The 15521-nt window shown below is 66.0% G+C and carries 17 protein-coding genes and 1 pseudogene; 11 read left to right on the forward strand and 7 right to left on the reverse strand.

Annotated elements, in window-relative coordinates:
- Positions 1-2: 2 nt before the first annotated feature.
- Positions 3-248, forward strand: coding sequence for a hypothetical protein (locus ATE64_RS15535; RefSeq protein WP_058455184.1), 246 nt, complete (start codon positions 3-5; stop codon positions 246-248).
- On the opposite strand, the gene ATE64_RS15540 is transcribed toward ATE64_RS15535, so the two are convergent.
- The gene (locus tag ATE64_RS15540) at positions 245-673 is read right to left on the reverse strand and encodes a hypothetical protein (protein WP_197410160.1); all 429 of its coding nucleotides are present in this window, start codon (positions 671-673) and stop codon (positions 245-247) included. The genes ATE64_RS15535 and ATE64_RS15540 overlap by 4 nt on opposite strands.
- On the opposite strand from ATE64_RS15540, the gene ATE64_RS15545 reads away from it, so the two are divergent.
- Positions 672-1829, forward strand: coding sequence for a serine hydrolase (locus ATE64_RS15545; protein WP_058455185.1), 1158 nt, complete (start codon positions 672-674; stop codon positions 1827-1829). The two genes, ATE64_RS15540 and ATE64_RS15545, sit on opposite strands and share 2 nt — an antisense overlap.
- Positions 1830-1889: 60 nt before the next feature.
- Here ATE64_RS15545 and ATE64_RS15550 read toward each other — a convergent pair whose 3' ends face one another.
- Positions 1890-2567 (reverse strand): dienelactone hydrolase family protein, encoded by a 678-nt coding sequence (locus ATE64_RS15550; protein ID WP_058455186.1) that lies wholly within the window; start codon positions 2565-2567, stop codon positions 1890-1892.
- A 280-nt stretch (positions 2568-2847) separates the two neighbouring features.
- On the opposite strand from ATE64_RS15550, the gene ATE64_RS15555 reads away from it, so the two are divergent.
- From ATE64_RS15555 to ATE64_RS15580, 6 genes are all read left to right on the forward strand, one after another.
- Positions 2848-3414, forward strand: coding sequence for a F0F1 ATP synthase subunit delta (locus tag ATE64_RS15555; RefSeq protein ID WP_058455187.1), 567 nt, complete (start codon positions 2848-2850; stop codon positions 3412-3414).
- A 40-nt stretch (positions 3415-3454) separates the two neighbouring features.
- The gene (gene atpA, locus ATE64_RS15560) at positions 3455-4984 is read left to right on the forward strand and encodes a F0F1 ATP synthase subunit alpha (RefSeq protein WP_058455188.1); all 1530 of its coding nucleotides are present in this window, start codon (positions 3455-3457) and stop codon (positions 4982-4984) included.
- A gap of 75 nt (positions 4985-5059) precedes the next feature.
- Positions 5060-5935 (forward strand): F0F1 ATP synthase subunit gamma, encoded by an 876-nt coding sequence (locus ATE64_RS15565; RefSeq protein WP_058455189.1) that lies wholly within the window; start codon positions 5060-5062, stop codon positions 5933-5935.
- Between the two features lie 24 nt (positions 5936-5959).
- Positions 5960-7498: a F0F1 ATP synthase subunit beta gene (atpD, locus tag ATE64_RS15570; RefSeq protein WP_082657781.1), complete on the forward strand. Its 1539-nt coding sequence runs from the start codon at positions 5960-5962 to the stop codon at positions 7496-7498.
- A gap of 123 nt (positions 7499-7621) precedes the next feature.
- Complete coding sequence (locus tag ATE64_RS15575; protein ID WP_058455190.1) at positions 7622-7879, forward strand: ATP synthase F1 subunit epsilon; 258 nt, start codon at positions 7622-7624, stop codon at positions 7877-7879.
- A gap of 192 nt (positions 7880-8071) precedes the next feature.
- Entirely contained in the window at positions 8072-9565 is a 1494-nt protein-coding gene (locus ATE64_RS15580; protein ID WP_058455191.1) for a CpaF family protein, read from the forward strand.
- A 39-nt stretch (positions 9566-9604) separates the two neighbouring features.
- Here ATE64_RS15580 and ATE64_RS15585 read toward each other — a convergent pair whose 3' ends face one another.
- A complete protein-coding gene (locus ATE64_RS15585) occupies positions 9605-9790 on the reverse strand; it encodes a hypothetical protein (protein WP_058455192.1) in 186 nt (61 codons plus the stop codon).
- Positions 9791-9847: 57 nt separating this feature from the next.
- Here ATE64_RS15585 and ATE64_RS15590 point away from each other — a divergent pair, with 57 nt between their 5' ends.
- Together ATE64_RS15590 and aat are read left to right on the forward strand one after the other, a co-directional pair.
- Positions 9848-10684: a methyltransferase domain-containing protein gene (locus tag ATE64_RS15590; RefSeq protein WP_058455193.1), complete on the forward strand. Its 837-nt coding sequence runs from the start codon at positions 9848-9850 to the stop codon at positions 10682-10684.
- A complete protein-coding gene (gene aat, locus ATE64_RS15595; protein ID WP_082657788.1) occupies positions 10681-11472 on the forward strand; it encodes a leucyl/phenylalanyl-tRNA--protein transferase in 792 nt (263 codons plus the stop codon). The genes ATE64_RS15590 and aat overlap by 4 nt, the downstream gene beginning before the upstream one ends.
- A 35-nt stretch (positions 11473-11507) precedes the next feature.
- Here aat and ATE64_RS22240 read toward each other — a convergent pair.
- The 4 genes and pseudogenes from ATE64_RS22240 to ATE64_RS15610 all read right to left on the reverse strand — a co-directional run.
- Positions 11508-11744, reverse strand: a pseudogene (locus ATE64_RS22240) (DUF2155 domain-containing protein); the annotation flags it as partial.
- A gap of 174 nt (positions 11745-11918) precedes the next feature.
- Positions 11919-12305: an NADH:ubiquinone oxidoreductase subunit NDUFA12 gene (locus tag ATE64_RS15600; RefSeq protein ID WP_058455194.1), complete on the reverse strand. Its 387-nt coding sequence runs from the start codon at positions 12303-12305 to the stop codon at positions 11919-11921.
- A 60-nt stretch (positions 12306-12365) separates the two neighbouring features.
- Positions 12366-12818, reverse strand: a complete 453-nt coding sequence (locus ATE64_RS15605) for a DUF192 domain-containing protein (RefSeq protein ID WP_058455195.1) — start codon at positions 12816-12818, stop codon at positions 12366-12368.
- A 31-nt stretch (positions 12819-12849) separates the two neighbouring features.
- Positions 12850-13422, reverse strand: coding sequence for a RecX family transcriptional regulator (locus ATE64_RS15610; protein ID WP_058455196.1), 573 nt, complete (start codon positions 13420-13422; stop codon positions 12850-12852).
- Positions 13423-13603: 181 nt separating this feature from the next.
- Here ATE64_RS15610 and ATE64_RS15615 point away from each other — a divergent pair, with 181 nt between their 5' ends.
- Positions 13604-15355, forward strand: a complete 1752-nt coding sequence (locus ATE64_RS15615) for a fatty acyl-AMP ligase (RefSeq protein ID WP_058455197.1) — start codon at positions 13604-13606, stop codon at positions 15353-15355.
- Positions 15356-15521: the final 166 nt, after the last annotated feature.

The following is a 15521-nucleotide window of genomic DNA, read 5'->3' on the forward strand; positions in this document are numbered from 1 at the left end:
CGATGTCGCATACCGCCATCATGCTGATCGCGGCGCTCGGGCTGCTGATCGGGCTGCGCCTGCTCGTCCGCGACAAGTCCCGGGCGACGCGTGCTTTCCTCGCGCTGTGGCTGCTCGTGTCGATCGCCAACCTTCTCTATGGCGTGCTCGGCGCGGGCTATGGCTGGGGCGAGGAAGCCGTCGTCTGGCTGTTCGTCTTCGGACTGCCTGCAGCGGTCGCCCTGATCGCCGCGCGCGTCGGGCGCTAGTCCGACGGATTGATCAGGCAGCCGCTTGCACCCGCGAAGCGGGCGCTCCGCGACGCGAGCAGCGGCACGCTGCCGGTCACGGTCTTCGTCGCCGGGTCGTCGCTCAGCGAGACCATTTCCATGCCGGGTTCGAAATCGGTCTGGCAGCTTTCGAGATTGCGCCCCTGCACATAGCGGCACGAACAGCCGACGCGCGCGGCATAGGCCGATCCCAGCTCGGCCTGCGCCTTGAACGCGGGGAATTTCCAGACGAGGAAAATCGCCAGCAGGACGCCAAAGCCGATTGCCCATGGCAGGCACCCGCCGTTCTTGCCGTCGCGACGCTTGCGGCCGCGCAGGTGCGGGGGAATTTCGGGGGGCGGCGCCGACGGCTGGCGGTCGGGCGTTGCCGTCTCGGGCGGGTTGGTGTTAGTCACCGGCGCCATGATCACGAAAAAAGCCATGCTGGCAAGTGCGGCGCTGCTCCTTCTTGGCGGCTGGTCGCTGGGACAGGCCGCCGGGCAGGGGGGTATCGCGCCTGGCGCACCCGCCCCCCGGCTTGGCGTGTCGCTCGACGAGATCACGCCGGTCGATGCGACGCCCGCGCTCCCGGCGCTCGACCCCGCGATCAAGGCAAAGGCCGATGCGCTGTTCGACGACGCCGACGATGTGGGCGAAACGCGCGCGCTCTATGTGCTGCGCGACGGCCAGCCGGTCTACGAACGATATGGCGAGGGCTTCGGCCCCGATTCAAAGCTGATCAGCTGGTCGATGGCAAAGAGCATCACCGCCGTCCTTACCGGATTTCTTGTCGCCGACGGGCAATTGTCGCTCGACGCGCCCGCCCCGGTCAGCGGGTGGGAACGCAGCGGCGACCCGCGCGGGACGATCAGCCTGCGCCACCTGCTCCACATGGCCTCGGGGCTCGAGCATGTCGAAAATGGCGATCCGGTGTGGAAGGGCGACACGGTCGAAATGCTCTTCGGCGCCGGCGCCGGAGACATGGCCGCCTTTGCCGAGGCCAAGCCCGCGGCAGCGCGGCCGGGCGAGCTTTTCAATTACAGTTCGGCGACCAGCGTCATCCTGTCCGACATATTGACCGACACGCTGACCCCGTCACAAAATCCCGAGGCGCGGCGCGAGGCGATGCGCGAGTTCATCGCGGGACGGCTCGCCGAACCGCTCGGCATGACCAGCCTGACGCCCGAGTTCGACGCCAAGGGCACGATGATCGGCGGTTCGATCATGCACGCGACCGCGCGCGACTATGCGAAGTTCGGCGAGTTTTTGCGCAACCATGGCGTCGCGGGCGGTCAGCGGCTGCTGCCCGAAACCTGGATGCGTTTCATGCTGTCGCCCTCGCCCGGGGACGCGGGCTATGGCGGGCACATCTGGCTGAACCGGCGCCGGCCCGCGGGCGCCGACGAGGCGCTATGGCCCGACCGCGGCCCCAACGACCTGTTCGCCTGCATCGGCCATCAGGGGCAATATATCATCGTCTCGCCCTCGCAGCGCGTGACGATCGTGCGGCTGGGGATCACGAAGGACGACCAGTTCCCGGCGCTGCGGAGGCATCTGGCCGATCTGACCGCCGCGCTTTGAATTGCTTGAATTGCTCACCGCGCCCGGGGCCGGCTCCGATCGGTTGCAGGCGCCATCGCCTTAGCCCCCGCACGCCTTGAACAGCATCAGCGTCCGCTCGCGTGCCAGATCGGCGCTCGGTTCGTGATAATCCTTGCGCCGGTCGCTGTTGAAACCATGCCCGGCCTCGTAGACGAAGATCTGCGCGGTCGGGTGGTCTTTCGCGATCAGCGCCTCTACCCCCTCCATCGGAATACCGCCGTCGAAGCGGCCGAAATGGGCGATGGTGGCGCAGGCCGGGGCCTCGTCCTTGAACATCGTCGGGACGAGGCTGCCGTAATAGGAGGATGAGGCCGAGAGGTCGGGGCTGATCTGCGCCATCCGCCACGCGACCGACCCGCCGTAACAATAGCCGGTGATGAATACCGGTCCCCTTCCCTTCAATGCATCGATGCACGTCTGCGCATCCTTGAGGCTCTGCTCGAACGGATGGAGCTTGCGAGCGAGCTCGACCGCGCGCTCGAACTGCGGCCCCGAATAGTCGCTCTCGAACCCCGGATGCTCGCGGTCGAACAGCGCGGGTGACAGCACCTCATAGCCGTCGGCGGCATATTCGTCGCAGAGCTCGCGGATATGGTCGGTAACCCCGAAAATTTCCTGGATCAGCACCAGCCCGCCCCGGCGGTCGCCCTCCGGCTGCACATGATAGACGGCGATCTCGGCGCCATCATCCATTGTCATGCGAATCATTTCACCCATGGGCTGCACCTCTCTTCCGTTCGTGCTGCGCTTGTCGGGCCGCCAGGCGACCGTAGGTCAACCACCGTTCCTCTTTCTTTCAACCTTTGAAGGAAGGACGACCCTTCGACAAGCGCGAGGCAAACGGACGAGAGATAGCGGGCAGTCTCCCCACCCCCCGCCTTGCATTGCAGCAAAATCGTTGCTACGCGCGCCGCGACTGTGCAGCGGGGGTGTCTTCGGACGCCGGGAAAATCCGCGCAGCCATCCCCCAAGGGATCGTAGAAAAGGACTTTCGCGCGTGGAGAATTCCGGCGGCATTCAGGGCAACATCACGGCGGGCCTCGCGGGCCGCTATGCCAGCGCGCTGTTCGATCTGGCGCGCGAATCGAACGCGATCGACAGCGTCCAGAAGAGCCTCTCGGTTCTCGGCAACGCGCTGGCCGAATCGGCCGACCTCAAGGCGCTCGTTTCGAGCCCGGTGATCAGCCGCGTCGACGCCGCGAAGGCGATCGCCGCGGTCGCCAGGTCGCTCGGCCTCGATTCGTTGACGGGCAATTTCCTCGGCGTCCTCGCCGAGAACCGCCGGCTTGCAGACCTCGGCGGGATGATCGGCGCCTTCAACGCGATCGTGGCCGCGCACCGCGGCGAAGTGACCGCCAAGGTCACCAGCGCGCATCCGCTCAGCGCCGAGCAGCTGAAGGCGCTCGCCGCGAACCTCAAGACCCGTGTCGGCCGCGACGTCCAGATCGCGACCACCGTCGACCCCGCCATCCTCGGCGGCCTCGTCGTCCAGCTGGGCAGCCAGCTGATCGACGGCAGCATCCGTACCCGTCTCAACAGTTTCGCCCAGGCGATGAAGGGCTGAGAAGCCCGCACGCCAAATTTGCCCGATGAAAGGCTAAACAATGGAAATCCGCGCCGCTGAAATCAGCAAGGTCATCAAGGACCAGATCGCCAATTTCGGCACCGACGCCACGGTCAGCGAGATCGGCTCGGTGCTGTCGGTCGGCGACGGCATCGCCCGCGTCCACGGCCTCGACAATGTCCAGGCCGGTGAAATGGTCGAATTCTCCAACGGCGTGCAGGGCATGGCGCTCAACCTCGAAGCCGACAATGTCGGTATCGTGATCTTTGGCTCGGACAGCGAGATCAAGGAAGGCGACGTCGTCAAGCGCACCGGCACGATCGTCGACGTGCCCGTCGGCAAGGGCCTGCTCGGCCGCGTCGTCGATGGCCTCGGCAACCCGATCGACGGCAAGGGCCCGATCAAGGCCGACAAGCGCATGCGCGTCGAAGTGAAGGCGCCGGGCATCATCCCGCGCACCTCGGTCCACGAACCCGTCCAGACCGGCCTCAAGGCGCTCGACGCGCTCGTCCCCGTCGGCCGCGGCCAGCGCGAGCTGATCATCGGCGACCGTCAGACCGGCAAGACCGCGGTCGCGATCGACACCTTCATCAACCAGAAGGAAGCGAACAAGGGCACCGACGAATCGAAGAAGCTCTATTGCATCTACGTCGCCGTCGGCCAGAAGCGTTCGACCGTCGCGCAGATCGTCCGCCAGCTCGAAGAAAATGGCGCGATGGAATATTCGATCGTCGTCGCCGCGACCGCGTCGGAGCCCGCGCCGCTGCAGTTCCTCGCACCCTACACCGGTTGCACCATGGGCGAATTCTTCCGCGACAACGGCATGCACGCCGTGATCGTCTATGACGATCTGTCGAAGCAGGCCGTCGCCTATCGCCAGATGTCGCTGCTGCTGCGCCGCCCGCCGGGCCGCGAAGCCTATCCCGGCGACGTTTTCTATCTCCACAGCCGCCTGCTCGAGCGCGCAGCAAAGATGAACAGCGACAATGGCTCGGGCTCGCTCACCGCGCTGCCGATCATCGAGACGCAGGCGGGCGACGTTTCGGCGTATATTCCGACCAACGTGATTTCGATCACCGACGGCCAGATCTTCCTCGAAACCAACCTGTTCAACGCGGGTATCCGCCCGGCGATCAACGTCGGCCTGTCGGTGAGCCGCGTCGGTTCGGCCGCGCAGACCAAGGCGATGAAGAAGGTGTCGGGCTCGATCAAGCTCGAACTGGCGCAATATCGCGAAATGGAAGCGTTCGCGCAGTTCGGTTCGGACCTCGACGCCTCGACGCAGAAGCTGCTCAACCGCGGCGCGCGCCTGACGCAGCTCCTCAAGCAGCCGCAGTTCCAGCCGATGCCGTTCGAGGAACAGACCGCGTCGATCTTCGCCGGCACCAACGGCTATCTCGACAATGTCGCGACGACCGACGTGTCGCGCTACGAAGCGGCGATGCTCGCCTATCTGCGCAGCGACCATGCCGATGTGCTGAAAGCGATCCGCGACACCAAGGATCTGGGCGACGACACCAAGAAGAGCCTGGTCGCGGCGCTCGACGCCTTCGCCAAGATTTTCGCGTAACCCATAACGTGTACCCCCGCGAAGGCGGGGGTTCATGGGTCCCCGCCTTCGCGGGGACACACAGAGAGAGGCTTGATGGCCAGTCTGAAGGAACTCAAAGGGCGGATCGTCTCGGTCAAGTCGACCCAGAAGATCACCAAGGCCAAGAAGATGGTCGCCGCCGCCAAGCTGCGCAAGGCGCAGGCCGCGGCCGAAGCCGCGCGTCCCTACGCCGAGCGGCTCGAAGGCGTCGTCGCCAGCCTCGCGTCGAAGGTCGGCGCGTCGGATTCGGCGCCGAAGCTTCTGTCGGGCACCGGCAAGAGCGACACGCACCTGCTCGTCGTGCTCAACAGCGACCGCGGCCTTGCCGGCGCGTTCAACTCGAACATCGTCAAGGCCGCGCGCGACAAGGCGCTCGAGCTGCAGGCACAGGGCAAGAAGGTCCAGTTCTTCCTGGTCGGTCGCAAGGGCCGCCCGGTGATCAACCGCCTCTTCCCCGGCCAGATCATCGAGAATTACGAAACCACCGGCATCCGCGACATCGGCTTCGAGCAGGCGCACGAAATCTCGGCGAAGGTCATGGAGCTGTTCGAGGCCGGCGCCTTCGACGTCGCGCACCTCTTCTATTCGAAGTTCCGCTCGGCGCTTCTCCAGATCGCGACCGGCCAGCAGCTGATCCCCGTTCCCGCCCCGGCCGAAGCCCCGATGTCGAGCGGCGCGGCGGTCGAGTACGAACCCGACGAAGAGGCGATTCTCGCCGACCTCTTGCCGCGCAACGTCACCATCCAGATCTTCAAGGGCCTCCTTGAAAACGCCGCGTCCGAACAGGGCGCGTCGATGACCGCGATGGACAATGCGACGCGCAACGCGGGCGACCTGATCAACAAGCTGACCATCGTTTACAACCGCACGCGTCAGGCGGCAATCACCACCGAACTCATCGAAATCATCGCTGGCGCGGAAGCGCTGTAAGCTATCCAAGCAAGGAAGAAGACCATGGCCACCGCACCCGCCGAGAAGAAGGCTCCCGCCAAAAAGGCCGCCGCGCCGAAGAAGCCGGCCGCTACCAAGACCGCTGCCCCCAAGGCGAAGTCGAACGCGACTGCCACCGGCCGCGTCGCGCAGGTCATCGGCGCCGTTGTCGACGTCCAGTTCACGGGTGAGCTGCCCGCCATTCTGAACGCGCTGGAGACCGAGAACAACGGCAACCGCCTCGTCCTCGAAGTCGCGCAGCACCTCGGCGAGAATACCGTCCGCACCATCGCGATGGACGCGACCGACGGCCTGACCCGCGGCCAGCCCGTCACCGATACCGGCGCGCAGATCTCGGTCCCCGTCGGCCCGCAGACGCTCGGCCGCATCCTCAACGTCATCGGCGACCCGATCGACGAACGCGGCCCGGTGAACAGCGACATGTCGGCGCCGATCCATGCCAAGGCTCCCGAATTCGTCGACCAGTCGACCGAAGCCGCGATCCTCGTCACCGGCATCAAGGTCATCGACCTGATCGCGCCCTACGCCAAGGGCGGCAAGATCGGCCTGTTCGGCGGCGCCGGCGTCGGCAAGACCGTTCTGATTCAGGAACTGATCAACAACATCGCCAAGGGCCACGGCGGCGTGTCGGTGTTCGCGGGCGTCGGTGAACGCACCCGCGAAGGCAACGATCTCTACCACGAATTCCTCGACGCCGGCGTTATCGCCAAGGATGCCGACGGCAACCCGACCCCCGAAGGGTCGAAGGTGGCGCTGGTGTTCGGCCAGATGAACGAGCCCCCGGGCGCCCGCGCCCGCGTCGCGCTCTCAGGCCTGACGATGGCCGAATATTTCCGCGACCAGGAAGGCCAGGACGTTCTGTTCTTCGTCGACAATATCTTCCGCTTCACGCAGGCGGGTTCGGAAGTGTCGGCGCTGCTCGGCCGTATTCCTTCGGCGGTGGGCTATCAGCCGACCCTGTCGACCGACATGGGCGCACTGCAGGAACGCATCACCTCGACCACCAAGGGCTCGATCACCTCGGTGCAGGCCATTTACGTCCCCGCGGACGACTTGACCGACCCTGCTCCCGCCACCTCGTTCGCTCACCTCGACGCGACGACGACGCTCAGCCGCGCGATTTCGGAACTCGGCATCTATCCCGCGGTCGACCCGCTCGATTCGACCTCGCGCGTGCTGACCGCCGCCACGGTCGGCCAGGAGCATTACGAGACCGCCCGCCGCGTTCAGGAAACGCTGCAGAAGTACAAGTCGCTGCAGGACATCATCGCGATCCTCGGCATGGACGAGCTTTCGGAAGAAGATAAGCTCGTCGTTGCCCGCGCGCGCAAGATCCAGCGCTTCCTGTCGCAGCCGTTCCACGTCGCCGAAGTCTTCACCGGCATCCCCGGCAAGTTCGTCGCGATCGAAGACACGGTGAAGTCGTTCAAGGCCGTCGTCGACGGCGAATATGACCACCTCCCCGAAGCGGCCTTCTACATGGTCGGCGGCATCGAGGAAGCGGTCGCCAAGGCCGCCAAGCTGGCCGCCGACGCTGCGTAATCAAATTCCCCTCCCGCTTGCGGGAGGGGTTAGGGGAGGGCCTGTCAGGGGACTGCCCTCCGCTATAAACGAAACGGTCCCTCCCCCGACCCCTCCCGCTTGCGGGAGGGGGGAGATTTGAGAATGGCTCTGAAGTTCGAACTCGTCACCCCCGCCCGCCTCGAGCGGTCGAGCGATGTCTATATGGTCACCGTACCCGGCAGCGAGGGCGACTTCTCGGTGCTCGAAGGCCACGCGCCGTTCATGGCGACGCTGCGCAACGGCCCGCTGACCGTTTATGCGACCAATGGCGCCGCCCCCGAGACGATCGAGGTCGAAGGCGGCTTCGCCGAAGTCAACGAGGCCGGCCTCACCGTCCTCGCCGAGCATATCGCCGGCTGATTTTCGCCGTCCACGGCGCATCAAAAGGGCTCGCATCCACCGGATGCGGGCCCTTTTTACATGCGCGATGCCACAACCTCCTTCGCATTAGGAGAATGTCAAAGTTTCCGATTTATTCACCGTATCGAATGGGAACTTGGCCATGAAAATCGGCAAATTTCCCAGCTTGTTGGTTTAAAACAGGATGATGTGATGAGCGCATTCGGACGCCGACCCGGTACCGCTGGCCGCCCCGCCTTCGGCGTGGCCAAGCCGATGCAGACTGGCCCCGGCTTCGGCGGGGGGTCGCAATTTCCTGCCCTCGACACGCCGTCCGCCGAAGCGCCACCGCTCTCGTTGAACCTGTCGCCCGAAGAAGAGGCGATGGAGCGGCTGAACCAGCGCTCGACCGCCGAAATGGCCGAGCCCGAAAAGGCGCAGGGCTTCGAGGCCAGCGTCCACAAGATCAAGGAACAGGTGCTGCCGCGTCTGCTCGAACGCGTCGACCCGGAAGCCGCCGCGACGCTGAGCAAGGACGAGCTGACCGAGGAATTCCGCCCGATCATCCTCGAAGTGCTCACCGAACTGCGCATCACGCTCAACCGCCGCGAGCAGTTCGCGCTCGAAAAGGTGCTCGTCGACGAACTGCTCGGCTTCGGCCCGCTCGAGGAATTGCTCGCCGATCCCGAAATCAGCGACATCATGGTCAACGGTCCGTACCAGACCTATGTCGAGCGCAAGGGGCAGCTGGTCATTGCGCCGATCCAGTTCCGCGACGAACAGCATCTGTTCCAGATCGCCCAGCGCATCTGCAACATGGTCGGCCGCCGTGTCGACCAGACCACGCCGCTCGCCGACGCCCGCCTCAAGGACGGCAGCCGCGTCAACGTGATCGTCCCGCCGCTCTCGCTTCGCGGCACCGCGATCTCGATTCGTAAATTCTCGGCCAAGCCGATCACCCTCGACATGCTCTGCCAATGGGGCGCGATGAGCCAGAAGATGTGCACCGCGCTCAAGATCGCCGGCGCCAGCCGCTTCAACATCGTCATCTCGGGCGGCACGGGCTCGGGTAAGACGACGATGCTCAACGCGCTGTCGAAGATGATCGACCCCGGCGAGCGCGTGCTGACGATCGAGGACGCCGCCGAACTTCGCCTGCAGCAGCCGCACTGGCTGCCGCTCGAAACGCGTCCCGCGAACCTCGAGGGCAACGGCGCGATTCACATGGGCGATCTCGTCAAGAACGCGCTGCGTATGCGTCCCGACCGCATCATCATGGGTGAGGTCCGCGGCGCCGAATGTTTCGACCTTCTCGCCGCGATGAACACCGGCCACGACGGCTCGATGTGTACGCTTCACTCCAACAGCCCGCGCGAATGCCTCGGCCGTATGGAGAACATGGTTCTGATGGGCGACATCAAGATCCCGAAGGAAGCAATCTCGAAACAGATCGCCGACTCGGTCGACATGATCATCCAGATCAAGCGCCTGCGCGACGGTTCGCGCCGCGTCACCAACGTGACCGAGGTGATCGGCATGGAGGGCGACGTCATCGTCACCCAGGAACTGTTCAAGTTTGAGTATCTCGACGAGGACAAGGACGGCAAGATCGTCGGCGAATATCGCGCGATGGGCCTGCGCCCCTATACGCTGGAAAAGGCGCGCCAGTACGGCTTCGACCAGCCCTATCTCGAGGCGTGTCTGTAAAACATCGTCGCCCCCGCGAAGTCGGGGGCGACGGCTAAATCAAGGCTTCAACGCCAGCGCCGCCGCCAATATGGCGACCGCTACTCCCACCAGCGCGATCCCCCGCCACGGCATGAAACCGACCGCATCGACGTCGCGGCGGTGACGGCGGCGATAGTCGGCGATCTCGGCGACCACCGCGACCACAGCGCCCATCGCGCTCACCGTCAGCATCGACCCTTGCATTGACGCGCATCCCTTCGCAAACAGGGGCTCCTTCCCCCCCAAGAACGAGGTGCCGATATGCGTCATTTCCGTCCCGTTGCAATAGCCGCGCTGCTGACCGCCGTAGCCGCCGCCTGCAGCGCCCCTGCGCACGATGCGGTCGCGAAGGATTCCGCCACGAAGCCGGGCGATGCCCTCGCCGCCGCCGTCGCCGCGCCGACCCGCACGCCCGCCAACGTCGCCCGCGACAAATATCGCCACCCCGCCGAAACGCTCGCCTTCTTCGGCGTGAAGCCCGGCGACACCGTCGTCGAACTGTGGCCCGGCGCCGGCTGGTACACCGAAATCCTCGCTCCGCTCGCGAAAGCGGGAGGCGGCACGCTCTATGCCGCGGCGCCGTGGGACCGCGGGCTCAATCGCGTCAAGGCCAAGCAGACCGAGAATGCCGACGTTTATGGCGCGGTGAAGCTCGCCGAATTCCCGAACGCGGGCACCAATCCCAAGGTGCCCGACGGCAGCGCCGATGTCGTGCTGACCTTCCGCAACGTCCACAATTGGCGCTTCGACGGCAAGGACAACACCGCCGAAGCCTTCAAGCAGATTTTCGCGATGCTCAAACCCGGCGGCACGCTCGGCATCGTCGACCACCGTCTGAACGAAAGCGACGACAGCGCGAAGGAGGAGAAATCGGGCTATATGAAGGAAAGCTCGATCATCGGCTTCGCCGAAGCGGCGGGCTTCAAGCTTGCCGGCAAGAGCGAGATCAACGCCAACCCGAAGGACACGAAGGATTATCCGAAGGGCGTGTGGACGCTGCCGCCGACGCTGACCGAGGGCGACGCGAACCGCGACACATATCTCGCGATCGGCGAATCGGACCGCATGACGCTGAAATTTGTGAAGCCCGCCTCCTGACGCGGCATCAGGAAACGATCGACCCCGCGCTGCTGCTCAGCGCCTATGCGCAGGGGCTGTTCCCGATGGCCGACGGGGCGGATGACCCGTCGGTCCATTGGGTCGAGCCGCGGCTGCGCGCGATCCTGCCCCTGGACGGCTTCCATCTGTCGCGCAGCCTCAAGAAGGTCATCGTCTCCGACCGCTTTCGCGTCACCACCGACACGGCGTTCGCCGACATGATGGCGCTCTGCGCCGAGCCCGCCGCCGACCGGCCGACGACGTGGATCAACCCGGTGATCAAGGCGAGCTACGAACGGCTGTTCCGCCTCGGCCACGCGCACAGCGTCGAAGTCTGGCTGGACGGCGCGCTGGCGGGCGGTCTTTACGGCGTCTCGCTGGGCCGCGCCTTTTTCGGCGAATCGATGGTCAGCCGAACCCGCGACGCATCGAAGGTCGCGCTCGCCCATCTCGTCGCCCGGCTGATCGCGGGCGGGTGGCGGCTGCTCGACTGCCAGTTCATCACCCCGCATCTCGCCAGCCTCGGCGCGATCGAGATCAGCCAGGCCGATTATCTGGGACGGCTCTATTCGGTCTTGTCGGACGGCGCGGGAAACGGCGCAGCCTTAGGCGCCGCGGCAGCGGGGGCGGGCGCAGGCGCCGCGGGCGTGCCCTCGCCGCCGTTCGTCGCGGGCGACTGGGGCGCGCTCGACGCCTTGGGCGCCGCCGAGGCCGATTTGGGCGCGGGACGAGCCACCGGTTCGCCGCCCGGATATGTCATCGCGCAGCTCTTGACGAAGACGTCATAAATCGGGTGCTGGATGACATTGCGTTCGGGCCGTTCGCGAAACAGCCAGCCCGAAAAGACGCGATACCATTTGTCGTCGCGCTGATCCTGAACGGTCAGCTGGACGAACGCGCCGGTCTCGGGCGGATCTTCCCACGGCGCGGTCATCTCGCACGCGCGCAGGCGGACGATCGCACGGCCAATGCGCGCGCTTTCTCCGGGCTTCATCTCGATCTCGCGGACCAGCCCGTTGCGCTTGTTGAGCAGGCCGAGCACCGCGACGCGCTGCTCCATCGGGGTCGCTCCCGCGATGCCGCCGACTTCCTTCGGAACATGGTCCGACTTGGCGAGCTGCGCGCTCGTCTCGCCCGGCCGCTTGCCGCCCCCGCCGCGATCGCAGGCGGTGAGCGTGGTCGCTGCGACAAGCGCCAGCAGCGTGATCCGGGTTGCGGTGGGCGTCACGCGAACTCAGTCGGCGCCGGGACGCCACGCCTCGTAATCGCCGGTCGCCGCGGCGCGGTGGCCGCCGCGTTCGAGCGCGCCCGCGGGGCGATAGGCGCCAAGGCTGCCGGTCAGGTTGGCGCTCGGTTCCTTCTCCCAGGCGCGCGGCGCGGGCAGCGCATCGCCGGGCAATTCGTCGAGCGTGCCGTGTAGCCAGCCGTGCCATTCGGGCGGCACGCGGCTCGCGTCGTTCGATCCCTTGTAAATGACCCAGCGACGGTTGCCCTTGCGAGCGCGATAATAGGTGTTGCCGAGGTTGTCCTCGCCCACCTTCTCGCCATTTTTCCAGCTATCCAGCAGCGTGCCGAAGGTCGCGCCGTCCCACCAGGTGAAAATCTTGCCAAGGATGCTCATGGCGTGGCGTTTACAGGCAAGCCCCCGCGCGAAGCAAGCTGCAAACCGCGCGCCGCAACCCTATTTCTCGTCTTTCCACGTCACCTTCGCCGTCTCGTCGAGCCCGAGCTTCGCCGACGTCCCCCCCGCGAGTTCGAGCACCGCCGCGACCTCGCCGCCGCTGACCACGGGCTCGAGCGATTCGGGGATGGTGTTCTCGGCGATCCGGTCGATGCTGCCGTCGGCGCGGACGAAGATCATGTCGAGCGGGATCACGGTGTTCTGCATCCAGAAGCTCGCGATCTTCGGCTTCGGAAAGGGAAACAGCATCCCGCCGTCGGCGGGCAGACCGGTCCGGAACATCAGCCCCTTTTCCTGCTCTTCCGGCGTGCGCGCGACCTCGACGCGGAAATTGTGCGTCTTGCCATCCATCGCGATCGTCAGCGGGATCGTGACTTCGTCCGCCGCTTCGCTGCCGCACGCGGCAAGCGGCACGGCAAGCGACAGGGCAAGGGCGGTGATCAGGGCACGCATCGGCAAATCCTCTTTCTCGCTCGCCGGAGGCCTAATCGAGCGCCGCTTCGCCGTCCAGCGCCGCCAGCGCCGCCTCGTCGCCCGGCGCGACGGCGAGGACGCGCCGCGCGAGCGCCAGACTGTGCCCCGCGCGCGCAAAGGCGGCAATCTGCCGCTCGCGCTCCTTCGGATCGTCGGCCGCACGCAACGCGAACGGCCCGAGGCGCCGCCGCTTCGCGAAACCGACCGCGGACGCCAGCGCCCTCTCCTCGGCCTCCGAAATCGCCTCGCCGCTGTCGTCGGCCGAAATGCCGTCGACGAAGAGCTGCGCCTTCACCCGCCGCACCCCCAGCCCGCGCCGCGTCATCGCGCCCGCGCGCATCGCGGCATAGTGTTTGTCGTCGAGAAAGCGCAGCCGTTCCATCCGGTCGGCCACCGCCTCGCACGCCGCCATGGCTTCACCCTCGTCGATCCAGTCCGATTCGCGAACCTTTCTCGACAGATAGCGCAGCAGTTTGGCCCGACTCGTCGCGAAACGCGCCACATAGGCGAGCGCCAGTTCGTCGAGCCGCGCGGCGTCAAGTCGCGCCCTGCGCCGGTCGGATGGATTGCGACGATTGGCCATATGCCATGTTTGTGCCACAGTCGGGCCCGATTGAGAACGATCAGAACCCGCATATCGGGCCCAACGGCCCGCGAAAGGGCCAATTCGTTCCAACTGTCAGAGGTCGTGCAAACAAACGATGGCACCGAAAGATGACATGATTGTTGCCGCGCGCCCTGTTTCCCGGGACTCAGCATCCTTTATGACCGACACACCTGCCCCCGCGGCGGACGCGCTCGTGCCGACGCCGACCTTCTGCGCCCAGCCGCGCCGCTTTTCGGACTTCGCCACCGTCGGCGAAGCGCTCGACTATGCCGCCAGCGGCACGCGCGGCCTCAATTTCCACGATCCGCGCGGGCGCCTGACCCGCGCCTATTCCTACGCCGAGCTCAAGGCCGACGCGCTCAGCACCGCCTACCGCCTGATCGCCGCGGGGGTGCAGCCCGAGGACCGCATCGCGCTGATCGCCGAAACCGGCCCCGAATTCGCGGCGCTCTTCTTCGGCACGATCTACGCCGGCGCCTGGCCGGTGCCGCTGCCGCTGCCGACCAGCTTCGGCGGGCGCGATTCCTATGTCGGCCAGCTCGTCGTCCAGCTGACGAGCTCGGACCCCAAGATGCTGTTTTTCCCGCCCGAAATCGCCGCGATGGCGACCGACGCGGCGAACGAGCGCGGGGTCGAACCGATCGACTGGAGCGAGTTCGAAACGCGTGCCGCGCCGATCGCTGCGCTCCCCGAACAGAAGAGCGACGAGACCTGCTATCTCCAGTACAGCAGCGGCTCGACGCGCTTCCCGCATGGCGTCGCAGTGACCCACGGCGCATTGCTCAACAATTTGTCGGCGCATTCGCACGGCATGGAGCTGCAGGATAGCGACCGCTGCGTCTCGTGGCTTCCCTGGTATCATGACATGGGCCTCGTCGGCTGCCTCCTCTCGCCCGTCGCCAACCAGGTGTCGGTCGACTATCTCAAGACCGAGGATTTCGCCCGCCGTCCGCTCGCCTGGCTCGACCTGATCAGCCGCAACGAGGGCACGACGCTCAGCTATTCGCCGACCTTCGGCTACGACATCTGCGCACGCCGCATCTCGAGCCAGAGCCACGTAGCGGACCGTTTCGACCTGTCGCGCTGGCGCGTCGCGGGCAATGGCGCCGACATGATCCGCCCCGACGTGATGCAGAAATTCGTCGACGCCTTCGCCGACGCGGGCTTCAAGGCGAGCGCCTTCCTGCCGAGCTACGGCCTTGCCGAGGCGACGCTCGCGGTCAGCATCATGCCCCCGGGCGAGGGTATCGTCGTCGAACTGGTCGAGGAAACCGAGCTGTCGGGCGCCGCAGGCGACGCCGGCCGGCCGACGCGTTTCCGCGCGATCGTCAATTGCGGCAAGGCGGTCAAGGACATGACGATCGAAGTCCGCGACGAGGATGGCAACATCCTGTCCGACCAGACCGTCGGCAAGGTGTGGTGCACCGGCCCGTCGCTGATGACCGGCTATTTCCGCGACCCCGAATCGACCGCGGCCTGCATGAAGGACGGTTGGCTCGACACCGGAGATATGGGTTATCTGTCAGGCGGTTACATCTATATCGTCGGCCGCGCCAAGGACATGATCATCATCAACGGCAAAAATCACTGGCCGCAGGATATCGAGTGGGCGGTCGAGCAGCTCCCCGGCTTCAAGTCGGGCGACATTGCCGCCTTCGCGATCACCGCGCCGGGCGGCGAGGAGACCCCCGCGGTGCTCGTCCAATGCCGCACCAGCGACGAGGCCGAACGGCTCGCGCTGCGCGAGACGATTCGCGACCGCGTCCGTGCGATCACCGGCATGAATTGCCTCGTCGAACTGATCCCGCCGCGCACCCTGCCGCGCACCAGCTCGGGCAAGCTCAGCCGCTCGAAGGCGCGCGCGCAATATCTGGCCGGCGAAATCCAGCCCTTCGCGCTGGCGGCCTGAGGCGCGCGGGCGAGGCTTTCGGGCATTTCCCTTTTTCTTCATCCCGGACGTGATCCGGGGTGACGAGCGGCCAACGAGCCACTCCCCGCTGTCCCGCTGCGGGACGAAAAATCCAGCACCAAGAAGTGCATAGTTACCTTCGGGTAACCCGCGGGCGCTAAGCAGG

Source organism: Sphingopyxis sp. H073 (genome assembly GCF_001468395.1).
In the GTDB taxonomy this organism is placed as follows: domain Bacteria; phylum Pseudomonadota; class Alphaproteobacteria; order Sphingomonadales; family Sphingomonadaceae; genus Sphingopyxis.